At 69.6% G+C, this 14,674-nt stretch carries 14 protein-coding genes; 12 read left to right on the plus strand and 2 right to left on the minus strand.

From position 1 onward, the window contains the following. Positions 1-164 precede the first annotated feature (164 nt). On the minus strand, positions 165-1,013 hold the full coding sequence (locus tag ACZ5VC_RS16405; protein WP_469120699.1) for a hypothetical protein: 849 nt from the start codon (positions 1,011-1,013) through the stop codon (positions 165-167). A 443-nt stretch (positions 1,014-1,456) separates the two neighbouring features. On the opposite strand from ACZ5VC_RS16405, the gene ACZ5VC_RS16410 reads away from it, so the two are divergent. From ACZ5VC_RS16410 to ACZ5VC_RS16465, 12 genes are read left to right on the plus strand one after another with little or no spacing between them, the layout of a single operon-like run. After that, complete coding sequence (locus ACZ5VC_RS16410) at positions 1,457-2,044, plus strand: hypothetical protein (protein WP_469120700.1); 588 nt, start codon at positions 1,457-1,459, stop codon at positions 2,042-2,044. Next, positions 2,038-2,982 carry a hypothetical protein gene (locus ACZ5VC_RS16415; protein WP_469120701.1) on the plus strand — a complete coding sequence of 315 codons (945 nt, stop codon included), beginning with the start codon at positions 2,038-2,040 and terminating at the stop codon, positions 2,980-2,982. The genes ACZ5VC_RS16410 and ACZ5VC_RS16415 overlap by 7 nt, the downstream gene beginning before the upstream one ends. Before the next feature lie 42 nt (positions 2,983-3,024). Continuing rightward, on the plus strand, positions 3,025-3,714 hold the full coding sequence (locus ACZ5VC_RS16420; RefSeq protein ID WP_469120702.1) for an SAF domain-containing protein: 690 nt from the start codon (positions 3,025-3,027) through the stop codon (positions 3,712-3,714). Continuing rightward, positions 3,714-4,550 (plus strand): hypothetical protein, encoded by an 837-nt coding sequence (locus ACZ5VC_RS16425; protein ID WP_469120703.1) that lies wholly within the window; start codon positions 3,714-3,716, stop codon positions 4,548-4,550. Before ACZ5VC_RS16420 ends, ACZ5VC_RS16425 begins: the two co-directional genes overlap by 1 nt. Beyond that, complete coding sequence (locus ACZ5VC_RS16430) at positions 4,540-6,063, plus strand: CpaF family protein (protein WP_469120704.1); 1,524 nt, start codon at positions 4,540-4,542, stop codon at positions 6,061-6,063. The genes ACZ5VC_RS16425 and ACZ5VC_RS16430 overlap by 11 nt, the downstream gene beginning before the upstream one ends. Further along, positions 6,060-6,971 carry a type II secretion system F family protein gene (locus tag ACZ5VC_RS16435; protein WP_469120705.1) on the plus strand — a complete coding sequence of 304 codons (912 nt, stop codon included), beginning with the start codon at positions 6,060-6,062 and terminating at the stop codon, positions 6,969-6,971. Before ACZ5VC_RS16430 ends, ACZ5VC_RS16435 begins: the two co-directional genes overlap by 4 nt. Continuing rightward, positions 6,968-7,852, plus strand: a complete 885-nt coding sequence (locus ACZ5VC_RS16440; protein WP_469120706.1) for a hypothetical protein — start codon at positions 6,968-6,970, stop codon at positions 7,850-7,852. The genes ACZ5VC_RS16435 and ACZ5VC_RS16440 overlap by 4 nt, the downstream gene beginning before the upstream one ends. A 37-nt stretch (positions 7,853-7,889) precedes the next feature. Continuing rightward, on the plus strand, positions 7,890-8,150 hold the full coding sequence (locus ACZ5VC_RS16445) for a hypothetical protein (protein ID WP_469120707.1): 261 nt from the start codon (positions 7,890-7,892) through the stop codon (positions 8,148-8,150). Positions 8,151-8,167: 17 nt separating this feature from the next. After that, positions 8,168-8,557, plus strand: coding sequence for a TadE/TadG family type IV pilus assembly protein (locus tag ACZ5VC_RS16450; RefSeq protein WP_469120708.1), 390 nt, complete (start codon positions 8,168-8,170; stop codon positions 8,555-8,557). Further along, on the plus strand, positions 8,558-8,980 hold the full coding sequence (locus ACZ5VC_RS16455; protein WP_469120709.1) for a TadE/TadG family type IV pilus assembly protein: 423 nt from the start codon (positions 8,558-8,560) through the stop codon (positions 8,978-8,980). After that, on the plus strand, positions 8,980-9,405 hold the full coding sequence (locus tag ACZ5VC_RS16460; RefSeq protein WP_469120710.1) for a hypothetical protein: 426 nt from the start codon (positions 8,980-8,982) through the stop codon (positions 9,403-9,405). The genes ACZ5VC_RS16455 and ACZ5VC_RS16460 overlap by 1 nt, the downstream gene beginning before the upstream one ends. 5 nt (positions 9,406-9,410) lie before the next feature. Further along, a complete protein-coding gene (locus ACZ5VC_RS16465) occupies positions 9,411-12,656 on the plus strand; it encodes a BTAD domain-containing putative transcriptional regulator (RefSeq protein WP_469120711.1) in 3,246 nt (1,081 codons plus the stop codon). Between the two features lie 196 nt (positions 12,657-12,852). Here the strand turns inward: ACZ5VC_RS16465 and ACZ5VC_RS16470 are convergent, their stop codons facing one another. Then, the gene (locus ACZ5VC_RS16470) at positions 12,853-14,538 is read right to left on the minus strand and encodes a bifunctional 3'-5' exonuclease/DNA polymerase (RefSeq protein WP_469120712.1); all 1,686 of its coding nucleotides are present in this window, start codon (positions 14,536-14,538) and stop codon (positions 12,853-12,855) included. Between the last annotated feature and the right edge of the window lie 136 nt (positions 14,539-14,674).

Here is a 14,674-nt window from a genome sequence, read left to right on the forward strand (position 1 = left end):
TCGTCCAAGGACGTGGTGGGGGTGGCGGTCAAGGGACCCTCCGAGCCTTTCGAGTGACTGTCATATGAGTGAGGAATGGGACTCCTCCTGGGGAAGGTGCGTCGGACGGTGCTGGTGTGACGCCCAACAGGCTCAGAGTTTGCGTGAGTTGTGTCACTGAGCCGTCACCCTGCTGTCGCGAACCTGTCAGAAGCGGCGTGCGTCAGTCGGCGGACGGCGCGGCTGCGGCGCTGGCGTTGGCTGGCTCCAGCCCGGCCCAGGGGGTCGGGGGTGATCGCGTCCCGCACAGGGCTGTCGCGGTAGTAACTGGTGATGAGGCGCGCGTCGTCCACGCTCAAGGCGCCGGTGTCCAGGGCCCAGACGAGCAGTTCCACGAGCTCCGCGCGGGCATCCCACCCAGCCATGCGACCCGGCTCGTCGTCGGCCAACAGCCGGTACTCGCCCGCCTGCGCGAGCAGCATGGCCAATTCCGCCTGCGAAGCGGGGCCTGCGTCGGTGGCGGAGAGGCCGGCGGCGACGGCGATGTCCAGTGGGACGACGCTTGGCTCAGAGCCGATCAGACGGTGCGTCAGACGGAGCGTCTCCAGGGCAAGGTTGGCGGCGATACGCTCTGCGCGCTGTTCAACCGGGTATGTCCGGATTACTTCATACAGTGCGCCGACCGTCAGGGAGACCGTCTCCTCCCAGTCGTGCCCGGGGCGCAGCTGGCTGCGCGCGATGCGTATGGCCTTCGGCAGCATTGCCTGGACGATCACGCGTGCGGCGATCTGCGCCTGCGCGCCGCCGGCGACCGCCGAGCGCAGTGGAGGCAGCAGAAAGCGGTCCTGCTCGACGCGGGTGCGGCAGGCGCCCAAGGCTTCGAGTACGTCCTGCGGTACGGCGAGCCCTTCCTCGCCGTACCAGTCACGAACGGCGAGCCGTGCGGTCTCGTCCTGCTGCAGACGCTCCCACTCGGCGTTCAGTCGCCCGACCAGGCCGTTGCTCTTTCGGATGTGGACGGTACTGCTGTACACGGTGATCCCCCTGTGGCTTGCTGTGGAACGCGACAACAGTTCCACTCCCCCCTTGTCCGCTCCCCGGGACTGACGGCGACGGTTGCCGGTCCAGGGGTAACGCGGTTCCGGACCGTACGCCGGCCAAGATCTTGTCCGATCAACACGACGGTGTCACACGGTTATTCGAACTGACGTCTTACGCTGGGTTGGGGGCGGTGCGTCGGGTATGTCCGGCGACCGGACCTGCCCAAATGTTCGCGCGTGACGGAGTGCGGGTGTGACACCGTGGCCCGAGTGGCCCTGGTCGTGCATGTCTGACTTTGCCTCAACTCTGACGTCGGCCTGCCTCGTTGTGACCGCAGGAGTACACGGTTGTGACAGAACAAGACAGCAGTGGTGTCTGATTCTGATGCAGAATGACGGCGGGTCACATGCCGGATGTGGAAGAAGTGTTACGTCACATGACCAAGGGGGGTCTGATGAGGTACGGGGAGAACACTGTCCGCAGGGTCGGTGCTGGAGTGGCCGCAGCCACGCTCCTGCTCATCGCGGGCTGCGGCTCGTCAGGTGAGGACAAGCCTGAGCCGCCCAAGGCGAGTGCGGGTCAGGGCGACGCGCAGAAGCAGAGGGCCGACGCGCAGGCGAAGGCGCTGGCCGCATACCGCGGCATGTGGGACGCCCAGGTGGAGGCCTACACCTCGGGGAGCATGAAGAACGCCCGGCTCAGCGACTACACGACCGGCGAAGCGGCCAAGAACATCATCACCGGCTTCACCTACTACAGCGAACGGGGCCTTGCCTACAAGGGCAAGCCCCAGATCGCGCCGAAGGTGACCGCGGTCGACGTCGCGTCCGATCCCCACACGGCGACGATCAGCGACTGTGTCGACATGACGGGCGTCGTGGTCAAGCGGGCGACGGGCAAGGCCGTTCCGGTGGGCAAGGACGACGCCCGACGCCCCTGGACCGCCAAGGCCACCACCGCGAAGGCGGGCGGCGCCGAATGGCGCGTCACCGACTACACGATCGACAAGGACAGGACATGCTGAGCGGCGGGCGCCTGATACGCGCGGGCCTCGTGCTCCTGGCCGCCGGTGGGCTGATGTTCGGCGGAACGAACGCGGCCCTGGCCGATGGTCCGGTCACGTGCCCGCCCGAGGTCCAGGTCTGCGATGTGGAGGCCGAGGACCCGGGCAAGCCGGGGAACGGCGGCTCGGGGGGCTCGGGAGGTGGGTCCGGCGGCGGCGGATCGAGCGCGTGCCGACGGGCGAACGGAGAGAAGATCCCCTGTTACGTTCCCGGGCTCGGCTTCTGGAGCGAGCAGTGCTACTGGCAGCTTCTGCAGCCCCAGCCGCCTGCCGACGCATTGGTCTGGGGCGGCAACGACCCGAGCAAGGGTGACATTTACCGGCCCACGTCCTGCCCGGACTTCGACTACGTGGGATCGGGCACGTTCGTCCCTCGGGACATATTCTTCCCCGACGGCAAGTTCAACGGGGTCCCGACCGTCACCCCGGAGGAACTCGCCGAGCGCGCCGTCGCGCGGATGACGCTGAAGGGCCCTGCCATCAGCATCGTGCCCGAACCCGGAAAGACGGGGCTGGTCGGACTTCCGGTCTGGATGTGGAACCGCACGGGCGAGGAAACCACCGGACCTCAGACCGTGACCGCTTCCGCCGGCAGCGTCACCGTCACCGCGACGGCCAAGGTCGACAAGGTGGTCTGGAGCATGGGTGACGGGAGTTCCGTCACGTGCACCAAGCCCGGCACGCCGTACAAGGCCAGTTACGGCAAACGGGAGTCGCCCGACTGCGGTCACGTATACAGCCGCACGTCCAAGGGCAAGGCCGGCAACAAGTACAAGATCACCGCGACCGCCACATGGACCATCCACTGGGAGGGCGGCGGCGAGACCGGAGAGCTGACCCAGACCCGGGTGTCCAACACCGAGATCGCTGTCGGTGAGCTCCAGGTCGTCGGTGAATAGTCAGCGCGCGCTGAATGGCAACACATCTGCTGGAGGCAGGAATTGACCAGGACGAAGACCGCCGCCCCGCCCGTGCAGGGTGGGCCCGGCGGCTCCGCCCCTACGCCCGTGGCGCCGCCACGCGCTCTGAAGCAGCGACGGCGCCGTCCGGCTCTCATCGCGCTGTCGCTCGCGCTGACCGCGGCCGGTGGTCTCTCGGGCGCACTGCTGTTCACCGCGACCGGGGAGCGGACGCAGGTTCTGGCGATCAGCCAGGATGTGCAGGCCGGTGACGTGATCGAGGACGCCGACCTGACCGAGGCGTCCATCTCGCTCGACCCGGTGCTCAAGCCGGTGAAGGCGACCTCCAGGGACAGCGTCGTGGGCAAGCGTGCCGCAGTCGCGTTGACCGCGGGGTCCCTGCTCTCCGCCGATCAGGTAACGGAGAAGTCACTGCTGCGCGAGGGGGACATGCTGGTCGGTGTTTCCGTCAAGCCGTCGCAACGGCCCACCTCCGGACTGACCCCCGGTCGCAAGGTGCTCGTCGTCAGCACGCCGGGCCAGGACGAGGCGGTGCCCTCTTCCCCGCCCAAGACCATCCCGGCCACGGTCGTGTCGGTGGGCAAGGCGAGTGACACGACAGGTGTTGTCACGGTCGACGTGGCGGTTCCCTCGACCGACGGTCCGGCGCTGGCGGCGCGTGCCGCCACTGGCCGGGTCGCCATTGTCGTGGAGAACGGGAGCGGTTCCTGATGTCAGTTATCGCTCTCGCCGGTACCACCGGCGCTCCCGGGGTGACCAGCACAGCACTCGCGCTGCTGCTGGCCTGGCCCTTGGAGCACGGGCGGCGGCTGATCCTCGCCGAGTGCGATCCGGACGGCGGAGCCGTGCTGGCGGGTGCCCTCCAGGGGCGGATGGATTCGCGCTATGGACTGCGTAACCTGGCCGTCGCATCGCGCAAGGACCAGCTGGTCGAGGCGTTCTGGCGGCAGCTCGTCGACCTCTCCGAAGACGAAAGCAGTACACGACTGCTCCTTCCCGGAATAACCAACCCGGCACAGGCCGCTGGTCTTGATCCCGCGTGGTCGAGCCTCGCGGAGCTCTTCGCCAGAATCGAGAACCACGACCACGACGTCCTGGTCGACCTCGGGCGCCGGGGTGCGTTCGGCGCCTCCTCCGTCCTGGTCAAGAAGGCCGATGTCGTGGTGCTGGTGGTCCGCAACACGTTGCGCGGCGTCCAGAGCGCGCAGGTGCGTGCCGCGGCGCTGCGCAAGGAACTGGACGGACCGGGCGGCACCGGTGCCGACGCGCTGGCCGTGGTCGTGGTCGAAAGCGGCCCGTACAAGCCGGGTGAAGTGGAACGGGTTCTTCACGCTCCCGTACTGGGCACGATGCCGTGGCGGCCGAAGCAGGCCGAAGTGCTTTCCGACGGGGCCGACGGGGGCAGCCGCTTCGAACGCTCGGAGCTGATGCGCGCGGCCCGCTCGCTCACCAGCCCGTTGCGCCAGCGCGTGCTGCTCCGACGCGACCGGCTCGCGCCCCGTTCGCAGGCACCATACGGAGGAGGGGAGCTGGCCGATGCGCGCTAATCCCCTGCATCCGGATCCGGACGTCCGCCCTGAGGCGGCCGCTGCCGAGCGGACCGTGATCCCCGGGCGGTTCGGTCCTCCGACGGCCGTGACGTACGGGCTCACCAGTGCCTCCGCCCCTCGTGCGCTCAGCGAGAACGCGCTTCCCCAGGTCACGGTGGACCACCGGGTCGCCGGGGAGATCAAGAGGCGCGTCGCCGACCGGCTCGCGCAGGAGATCAAGTCCGCGGGACGGATGGGCCAGGAATCTCAGGCCCAGCGGGGTCGTGCCCTGATCAACGAGGCCGTCGCCGTATGGTCCGACGCCATCGCCATCGAGCGTGGCGTGAGCACCACAAAGGCCGAGGACACTGCCCTCGCCGCCGCCGTCTACGACATGCTCTTCAGGGCCGGTCGCCTGCAGCCGTACCTTGACGACGACCGGGTCGAAAACATCCTCATCAACGGCTATGACGAGGTGTGGCTCGACTACGGCGACAGCCACCGGGTCCGCGCCGCCCCCGTCGCGGAATCCGACGAGGAACTCCAGGAGATGCTCAGGGACCTGGCCCGGCGCAACGGCCAGAGTGAGCGCACCCTGTCCACGGCCGACCCGTTCCTCGCGTTGCGGCTCGCGGACGGATCACGGCTGCAGGCCGTCACCGGGGTGACGCCGAAGACCTTCGTCACCATTCGCAGGCACCGCGTCAAGGACGTGGACCTGGCGGGCATGGTGCAGCTCGGGGCCATCGACGAGACCCTGGCGGCGTTCCTCTCCGCCGCCGTGCGCGCCGAGAAGAACATCATGATCACTGGCGAGCAGGCGGTGGGTAAGACCTCTCTGCTGCGTGCTTTGCTCAAGGAGATCGACCCCGACGAGCGCTTCGCCACCATCGAGACGGAGTTCGAACTCTTCGCGCACACCAACGGCTTCCACCGGCAGGTCGTACCGATGGAATCCCGCGAGTCCAATGGCGAGCGTGGTGTGGACGGTCGCAGTGCCGGCGAGATCACCCTCCTCGATCTCATCCACCGGGCACTGCGCATGTCGCTTTCCCGCGTGGTGGTCGGCGAGGTCCGGGGCCAGGAGATCGTGGCCATGATGCAGGCGATGACGAACGGCAAGGGTGGCAATCTCTGCACCATCCACGCCCGCCGTCCTGAAATCGTCTTCGACCGGATCGCCGAGTTGTACCTCCTGGCGCAGGAGAACATGACCGAGCAACTCGCCTACCGTCAGGCCGCCAACGGTCTCGATTTCATCGTCTTCGTGTCCATGCGCGACGAGACACGGGTCCAGGGCAAGCGTCACCGGTTCGTCTCGCACGTACTGGAGGTGACGGGCATGGGGGAGAACGGCCGACCGGCCACCAACAGGATCTTCGCTCCGGCGCCCGGTGAACCGAGGGCCGTGCCCCACATGCACCCGTCGTGCCTGGAGGATCTCGTTCGAGTCGGCTTCCCCGGCTACCTCCTCGACAATCCGCGCGGCTCCTGGCAGCGTCCGCTGGACCTTCGTGTGATGGCCGGATGAACACCATTCTGCTGTGGGTGCTCGCAGGGCTCGCCACCACCGGAGGCCTGGTGGGCGTGGTGGCCGGAGTCGTCGGGACGACCGCCCCGCCCACCACGAGGCGATTCGTACGGGGCAAGGTCAGTGACGTCGATCCGGAGGCGTCCATGTGGCGCCGGACCCGCTGGGCCGCCGCGGCCGTCGTGGGCCTCGGCATATGGCTGATCAGTGGCGTGTTCGTCGGCGGCGGCCTCGCCGGGCTCGCTGTCGTCGGTGTGCCGTGGCTGCTGTCCCCGACGAAGAACGCCACCGTACGCATCGACAAGCTGGAGGCGCTCGGCGAGTGGACCCAGCGCCTGGCCGATGTGTTGCGCCTCGGCATGGGCCTGGAGCAGGCGATGATCGCCAGCCGTCGGGGCGCGCCCGCCGAGCTGGAACAGGAGGTCGCCGACCTGGCCGACCGGTTGCAGGTCGGCTGGCGGCCCGCCGAGGCACTGGAATCCTTCGCGGACGCACTCGACGACGTCACCGCGGACAAGGTCCTGGCGGCCCTCATCCTGTGCGCCTCGGACCGCGGACCGGGGCTCGCCCAGGCACTCGAGGACCTTTCCGAAGCCCTGCGGGAAGAGGTGGGCAAGCGCAGGCAGATCGAGGCCGACCGGGCAAAGCCGCGTACGACGGTGCGGTGGATGACGATCATCACCCTGGGCGTGGTGGCGGCCGGCTTCCTCATCCCCAGCTATACGGCTCCGTACGGCACCCTCCTCGGTCAGCTCGTTCTGGGCCTGTTGGCAGCCGGGTTCGCGGGTGTCCTGGTGTGGATGCGCTCGCTGGCCGACCACAAGCCGGTGCCGCGGTTCCTGATCGCAGACCCACGCAGCCGCGTCAAGATCGCGGAACTGCCAGAAACGCCCCAGGAGGTCTCGTGATCCCGCCTGCCGCGATCTTCGCCGGCCTCGCCGTCGGCGGGGGCCTCGCCCTGCTCGTACGCGAACTCGTCCGGCCACAGCCGGATCTGGCCTCCTCACTGCGCCGCCTCAACGCCACTCCGGAGGAGGAGCGCACCACCTCGGCCACGCGCGACGACGTGTGGGGCGAGTGGCTGCTGAAGAATCTGCAGGGTCTTCCAGGCGTCACCATTCCACGGAAGGACCTGGCACTCGTCGGGCAGTCGGCCGAGCGGTTCCTGCTGCTCAAGTCCGCACTTGCCGGCTTCGGGCTGCTGATTCCGCCGCTGCTCGTGGGCGCGTGGACGTTGATGGGCCTGAGCGTGCCGTTCTACATACCGGCCGCCGTGGGGCTCGGTCTGGGCGCGCTCCTGTGGTTCATTCCCGACCTGTCCGTACGGGACCAGGCGAGGCGGGCCCGCGAGGAGTTCTCCCACGCCGTCGCGGCATACCTCGATCTGGTCGCACTCAAGCGAGCAGCCGACTCGGGACCCACCGAAGCTCTGGAGCGGGCCGCGGCGATCGGCAAGGGCTGGGCATTCTCCAGGCTTCAGGAAGCGATGCTGAGGGCGCGGGTCGACAAGATCCCACCGTGGGAGGCCCTGGTACAGCTCACCGAAGAGCTCGATCTGCCGGTCCTCGAGGACGTCGCCGAGATCATGCGAATGTCCGCGCACGACGGTGCGGCGGTCTACACGACGCTTCGGGCACGGGCCAAGTCGCTCCGTATTGAACTGCTCTCCAAGCAGGCGACCGAGGCGAACGAGAACAGCGAGAAGATGACCGCCCCTGGCGCGTTGCTCGCCGTGCTCGTGATGTTGCTCGTCGCCTTCCCCGCCGTGGTCAACATCCTGACCACCTGACCCGGTGCACACCGAATTGCCAACCATCTCAACAGTTATGACGCAACGAAAGTACAAGGGGGCTGTCTCCAGCATGGACATGTTCAACAAGCTGACGATCCGGACCACCGCATCCCTGGCCATGGTTCTGAGTGTGCTGACCGAGCGCATCGAGCGCGGTACGCGGAACCCCGAGCGTGGCGACATCAGCATCACGACTGTCATCATCTGGGTCGCGGCGGTCGCCGGCGCCCTGCTGATCGCCGGGACCATCGGTGTGATCGTCGCGAGGTACAACGGCCAGCTGGCGGGCATCTAGTGCAGCGTCCCCCTGCCGTGCGCCGGGCCCCGGACGACCGTGGCGACTCGTCGATCCAGATGGCGATCGTCTTCCCGTTCGTCATCCTGCTGACGATCGCCGTGGTGCAGGTGTCCATGTGGTACTACGCGCGCAACGTGGCTCTCACCGCAGCACGGGAGGGGGTGGCCACCGCCCGGATCTACGAATCCGATCCGGGCGCCGGCGCGGCCCGCGCCCGAGCCGTGCTCAGCCGTATCGCCGGCAACAACCTGCAGGGCGCGTCGGTGTCGACGGCCGGCAGCGACGGCGAGCGCATCCGCATCCAGGTGTCCGGTACCGCACCATCGATGCTGCCGGGGGTTCCGGGCCTGACCATTACACAGAGCGCGTCCGGACCGGTGGAGCGCTGGACGGCCGGGGGATAGGTGAACTGGGACGACCGGGGCAGTGAGGCGATCCAGGCAGCGATCGTCACCCCATTGATGATCATGTTTCTGTGCATGGCGCTCGCGGCCGGCCGTGTGGTGACCTCGGGCAGCAAGCTGGACGCCGCTGCCGAGGACGCCGCACGCGAGGCGTCGATCGCGCGCACCGCCGCCACGGCCCAGGCCAATGCCTACGCAGCCGCAAGGGAGACGCTGGCCGACCAGGGCATCCGCTGCGCCGGTACCGCCGTCTCCGTGGACGCCTCAGGTCTCAACGCCCCCCTCGGCTCGGTCGGTACGGTCACGGTGACCGTGCGCTGCACCGTGCCGCTGTCCGATCTGCTGCTGCCCGGAGCACCGGGCAGCCATACCCTCAGTTCAACCTTCACCTCGGCGGTTGACGCATTCCGGGAGCGCAACTGATGCGTGCCTACGACGACCGCGGCGGAATAGCCGTCTACAGCGCCATCCTCACTGTGTCGTTGCTCGCCATCATCGGGATCGTCGTCGATGGCGGCGGAAAGCTGCGCGCCACCGAACGCGCCGATGCCATCGCGATGGAAGCCGCCAGGGCAGGCGGTCAAGCCATCGATCCCGGCAAAGCCATACCCGGCGAAGCAGTGGTCGTCGATCCGGAGGGCGCGCGCGCCGCCGCTCTCACCTACCTCTCCACCGCCGGCGTCGGCGGCTCGGTGAGGGTCTCCGGCGACGGAAAGACGCTCACCGTACGCGTCAGCACCACCTACGCCACTCGCTTCCTCAGCGTGGTCGGCATTGGCTCCATGGGCGTAACCGGAGAGGGGCAGGCCACCTTGCTCCACGGTGTTGTCGCCCCGGAAGGAACGTGATCTCCGTGCGTAGACTTCGAAATCTCCTGCGGGCCGTTGTGAGTCTGGCGGCACTGGTCGCCCTGCTCTTCGGCCTGCCCGTGCTTCTGTGGTGGGCCAGTGGGCTCGTCCTGGAAAGCGGGCTCGACGACCTGGCGCATCTGTTCTCCCGCCAGGACACCGGCGGGGCCTTCCTCCTGCTTCTCGCCGGCGTCGGGTGGATCGGCTGGGCGGGCTTCGCGTTCTCCGTGCTGCTGGAGATTCCTGCCCAGTTGCGAGGCCGGACGGCCCGGCGCCTGAGCGGCCTCGGTATGAGTCAGCGGGCCGCCGCGTCTCTGATCGGCGGCATCCTGGTGCTGCTACCGACGACCGGGGCCGCCTTCGCGGCGCCTGCCGTCGCACCCAGCTCGGTGTCCCAGCCGCACGTCAACGCCCATGACTCCGATTCCGCGAGCACGCCGCAGGGCAGGAGCGCGGGGAGCGAGGACCAGAGGCGGAGCTATACGGTGCGGGACGTCCGGCCCGCGGAGAGTCTGTGGAGCATCGCCGAGAGCGTGCTGGGCGACGGCAGCAGATGGCAGGAGATCGCCGCGCTCAACGAAGGGCGGGTGATGGCCGACGGCACTGTCTTCCACGCGCAGACGTTCATCCAGCCCGGCTGGAAGCTCCGCATGCCCGGAGGCACCACCGCGGGGACAACCGGGGGCACGACGACGGTGCGTCCCGGCGACAGCCTGGCGTCCATCTCGGACCGCGAACTGGGTGATCCCGCTCGCTACGGCGAGATCTTCGATCTGAACCGGGGCGCTGCTCAGCCGGACGGTGGCACGTTCACCGACCCCGACGTCATCGTTCCCGGGCAGAAATTGCGCCTGCCCGCGGATGCTCCCGAGGCCGGTGACAAGCCTGGCGCCGCGCCGGAGACGCCGAGCAAGCCGGAGACGCCGAGTAAGCCGGAGACGCCGAGTAAGCCGGAGACGCCGAGTAAGCCGGAGACGCCGAGCAAGCCGGAGACGCCGAATAAGCCGGAGACGCCGAGTAAGCCGTCCAAGCCTGCTGAGCGCGAGAAGCCGGACAAGCCGGAGACCCCCGGCGACCGGGGTGACGCCGGTGGTGCCGGGCCGGCCCAGAGCGTGCCCCCGACGGAGACCGCGCGTCCGTCGCAACCCGCCCGGCCCACTCCGCAGCCGACGGAGACGTCCCGCCCCTCGGAAACCGCACGGCCCCACGAGAGCGCTGAGCCGTCGGAGACGTCACCGGACGCGAACGAGAAGCCCGCCGCCGGGGCAGAGGACGAAGAAGAGGGCGTGACCCTCCGAACGGTGGCAGGTGTCGGGGCGCTCCTCGCCGCCGGCGTGCTCGGCATACTCGGTGCCCGGCGCATCAGGCAGCAGCGTAGGCGCCGGCCCCGGCGCCGGATCACGCTGCCGGAGGGTGAGGCGGCCGGCCTGGAGCGCGATCTGCGCCTGGCCGCGGCGGACGCGCCCGAGGGCCTTGAGCTGCTGGACCGGGCGCTGCGCACACTCGCCGTCGGACAGGCTGACGCCGAGTCCGAGCTGCCACCCCTGATGGCCGCGGTCATCACGCCGGAAGGGGCCGCTCTCCACCTCTCCGCTCCGGACCCGGCGATATCTCCCTTCGTCCCAGTGATTGGTGGGGACGGCATCTGGTGGTGCCCGAAGGATACGGACGCCCTCCTCCCGGCCGAGGAGGCGTCCCGGGCGGCGTTGCCCTACCCGGCGTTGGTCAGCCTCGGTACGAGTACCGAAGGCCACCCGGTGCTGGTGGACCTCGAGCGCATCGGCATGCTGCGGCTCGACGGTGCCGAGGGTGACGTCCTGGACGTACTCCTGGCTCTGGCGGTCGAGCTGGCCTCCGACTCCTTCCACGCCGAGCACACCGTCCGGCTTGTCGGCTTTGGGCGGGAGCTGAAAACAGCGTTCCCCGGCCGTGTCGTCCATCATGCGACGGTCGCCGCGGCAGTCGCCGCAGTGCGTGCGCATGACGAGGCCCAGCGCCGCGCCCTGACGCAGGCCGGTGTCGAGAGTCTGCCTGAGGCGCGGCTGCGCGGTGCCGGTGCGGACGCGTGGGCGCCACAGATCGTGCTGTGCTCCCTCCCCCTGGGAGAAGCGGACGAGGACGCCATGGACCTCCTCGACCTGGTGGCGGCGCAGCCCCGTACCGCGCTGGCCGCTGTGACGAGCGCCGCGGACGCCTTCGTCCTTCCCGGTGCATGGACCGTGCCGACGGAACCCGGAGTCCTGGCCGAGATCCCCGGCAGTGACCTTGAGGTCGAGCTCCAGCGTCTCGAACCTGCCCGCTACAAGAGCCTGTTGAAGCTCATGGACGTCGCCGACCGGACGACGGACGAACCGACGCCGACCTGGGCCAGACGCGAGGACCCTCGCTTGGCCCTCGCGGTGGCGGCGGTCCCGGACATGGAGACGACGGAAGAGCGCGAACCGAGCGAAGAGCCGGTGAGTGTTCCCGTCGCGGAGGTGATCGCCGCACGGCCGCCCGCCCCGGACATGCCGTATGTCCGGGTGCTCGGTCAGGTCGAACTGGTGGGCGCGCAAGGCCCGGTGGAACCGAACCGCCGTGGCCGGCTCACCGAGATCGCCGCATGGCTCGTCCTGAACCCGGGCTTGGAGCACCAGGCCCTCGACGAGGCGATCTGGCCCGGACGCCCGGTTGGACACTCGCTGCGCAATTCCAATATGAGCAAGCTGCGTGCGTGGGTGGGCGGGCAGTCGTACCTCCCGTTCGTCACGGACGGCCGCTATGCCTTCGCATCACCCGTACGGTGCGACTGGTGGGACTTTCAGGAGCTCTACCGGCAAGGTATGCACGCCACCGGCGAGGCAGCCGACACGGCTCTCGCGAAGGCCCTGGCACTGGTCCGTGGCTGCCCGTTCGCCGAGACGAATCCGCGCCACTACATCTGGGCGGACGCCCTTTTCCACGACATGCTCTCCGCCATCGTGGATGTGGCTCACGAACTGGCGACTCGCCGTCTCGCGGCGCACGACCACGCCGGCGCCCTCGCGGCGGCCACACAGGGGCTGGCCGCTTCGCCGGAGAGCGAGTTGCTCTGCCGCGATCTCTTCCGTGCCTATGCGGCGGAGGGCGACCGTTCGGCCATCATCGAGGTCGCGGACAAGCTCAACCGTCTCAACGAGGAGCTGGGAACGGACGCCGAGGACGAGACCATCGATCTGCTCCGGGAACTGCTGACGACCATTCCGGACATGGACAGCAGCTCGGCCGCCTGAGCGAACAGGGGCCGCCGGCGCGGTGTAGTAGTACCCATTGCCCGGCGCCCGGAGCGGCTGAAGGCCGGGAAGCAGCAGCGCCTGTGAGGGGGAGTGGGCCGCGCCGCGTGCGCCGCCCACTCCGTCTCCCGTGCTGCCTTCGCCTCGGAGTGCCACTCCGACCCCGGCGCGAAATGGGCCGCGCCACCGGCGGCGCTCACTTCGCGTCGGAGTACCGCTCCACCGTCGCCGTCGTGAACGGAAACCTCACCGGCGTCCGCCCGAAGGCGATCCGCCCGGCCTCGTCGCCCGCCGAGCGGATCGCTTCGGTGACCGCCTCCGCCTCCTCCGCAGGGCAGTGCACGATCACCTCGTCGTGCTGGAAGAACACCAGCTCCGCCCGCATCCCCGCAGTCGCCCGGCGCAGCGCGGCCAGCATCAGCAGCGCCCAGTCGGCGGCGCTTCCCTGCACCACGAAGTTACGGGTGAAACGGCCCCGCGCCCGGGCGTTCGCCGACGCGTAGCCCGGGGTGAACGCGCCGTCGCCGGCGGCCGGTTCGTCGCTCTCCTGCGGGATCCCCGCCTCGTCGGCGTCGCCCGCCCCGGCCGCCCGCGGGCTCGTCCGCCCCAGCCAGGTCCGTACGAGCCGGCCCTCCTCGCCGGCTTTCGCGGCCTCGTCGACGTACGCCACGGCCAGGGGGAAGCGGCGGCGCAGTGCCGCCAGGTTCTTCAGGCCGTCGCCGCTGGTCTGGCCGTAGATCGCGCCGAGCAGCGCGATCTTGGCGTGCGCCCGGTCGCCGGAGAACGCCCGGTCGGACAGGCGCGTGTAGAGGTCGTCGGGGTGACCCGCGACGTCCATCAGGCCCGGATCGCGGGAGATGGCCGCCAGGACACGGGGTTCCATCTGATCGGCGTCCGCCACCACCAGCCGCCAGCCCTCGTCGGCGACGACGGCTGCGCGTATGACCTTCGGGATCTGGAGCGCCCCGCCGCCGTTCGTCGTCCAGCGCCCGGACACCGTGCCCCCCGGCAGGTACTCGGGGCGGAAGCGGCCGTTCCGTACCCAGTCCTGGAGCCAGCTCCAGCCGTGGGCCGTCCAGATCCGGTACAGCTTCTTGTAGGCGATCAGTGGTTCCACGGCCGGATGGTCGAGCTCCTCCAACTCCCAGCGGCGGGTGGACTTCACCCGGATTCCCGCCTGTGCGAAGGCCTTCACCACGTCCGACGGGAGATCCGGGCGGACCCTGCGCCCGAACGCCGCCGACACCTCGTCCGCCAGCTCCGCCAGACGGCGCGGCTCGCCCCCGCCCGCGTACCGCTCGCCCAGCAGCTCGTGCAGCAGCGCCCGGTGGACGTCCGCGCGCCAGGGCAGCCCGGCCCTGTTCATCTCGGCGGCCACCAGCATCCCGGCCGACTCGGCGGCGGTGAGCAGCCGCATCCTGCCGGGGTGCTCGGCGGCCTCGTGTCTTCGCTGCTGCTCCGCGTACACCTCGAGGAGAGCGTCGAAGGGCATGGTCGTCGGCTGCGGCTCGAAGAGCGAGGACTGCGAGCCCGGCTCGGCGGCGCGCTGCGGAGGGTCGGGTGGTACGGGGGCGTTCCGCAGCCGCGCCCAGGCCGCGGCCGCCGACCGGGGCTCCCCGAGCCGTCCCTCGTGGCCGAGCAGCAGCAGCTCCGCGTCCTCGATGTCGTAGCACCGCTCGACCCTGACGCCGGCGGCCAGCAGCCGGGGGTAGATCTCGCCGGTGGACCGCCACACCCAGCGGGTGACGCCGGGGCGCGACCGGACGGCCTCCACGAGGTCCGGTTCGTGGCGGACGGGGCCGGAGGGCAGACCGCCGGGGCCGAGGGGGACGAGCAGCGCCCCGTCCCCTTCCGCAGCGGCCAGAGCCCACCTTTCGCTCATGGGTGCGAGTGTGGCATCCGGCACTGACAAAGACGGACGACCAGGCCGGGAGGTGTGCGGGCGAGCCCGGGGCGTACCTGGCCGGCCCACCGGAGGGACCACCCGGGGCCGGTCTCCCGGAGCTTGCCGGGCCGAT

The sequence above is a fragment of the Streptomyces sp. NPDC033174 genome (assembly GCF_055577795.1).

Coding starts and splice junctions, on each gene's coding strand:
- ACZ5VC_RS16410 (WP_469120700.1), top strand. CDS start 1,457: ATGACCAAGGGGGGTCTGATGAGGTACGGGGAGAACACTGTCCGCAGG.
- ACZ5VC_RS16415 (WP_469120701.1), top strand. CDS start 2,038: ATGCTGAGCGGCGGGCGCCTGATACGCGCGGGCCTCGTGCTCCTGGCC.
- ACZ5VC_RS16425 (WP_469120703.1), top strand. CDS start 3,714: ATGTCAGTTATCGCTCTCGCCGGTACCACCGGCGCTCCCGGGGTGACC.
- ACZ5VC_RS16430 (WP_469120704.1), top strand. CDS start 4,540: ATGCGCGCTAATCCCCTGCATCCGGATCCGGACGTCCGCCCTGAGGCG.
- ACZ5VC_RS16435 (WP_469120705.1), top strand. CDS start 6,060: ATGAACACCATTCTGCTGTGGGTGCTCGCAGGGCTCGCCACCACCGGA.
- ACZ5VC_RS16445 (WP_469120707.1), top strand. CDS start 7,890: ATGACGCAACGAAAGTACAAGGGGGCTGTCTCCAGCATGGACATGTTC.
- ACZ5VC_RS16460 (WP_469120710.1), top strand. CDS start 8,980: ATGCGTGCCTACGACGACCGCGGCGGAATAGCCGTCTACAGCGCCATC.
- ACZ5VC_RS16470 (WP_469120712.1), bottom strand. CDS start 14,538: ATGAGCGAAAGGTGGGCTCTGGCCGCTGCGGAAGGGGACGGGGCGCTG.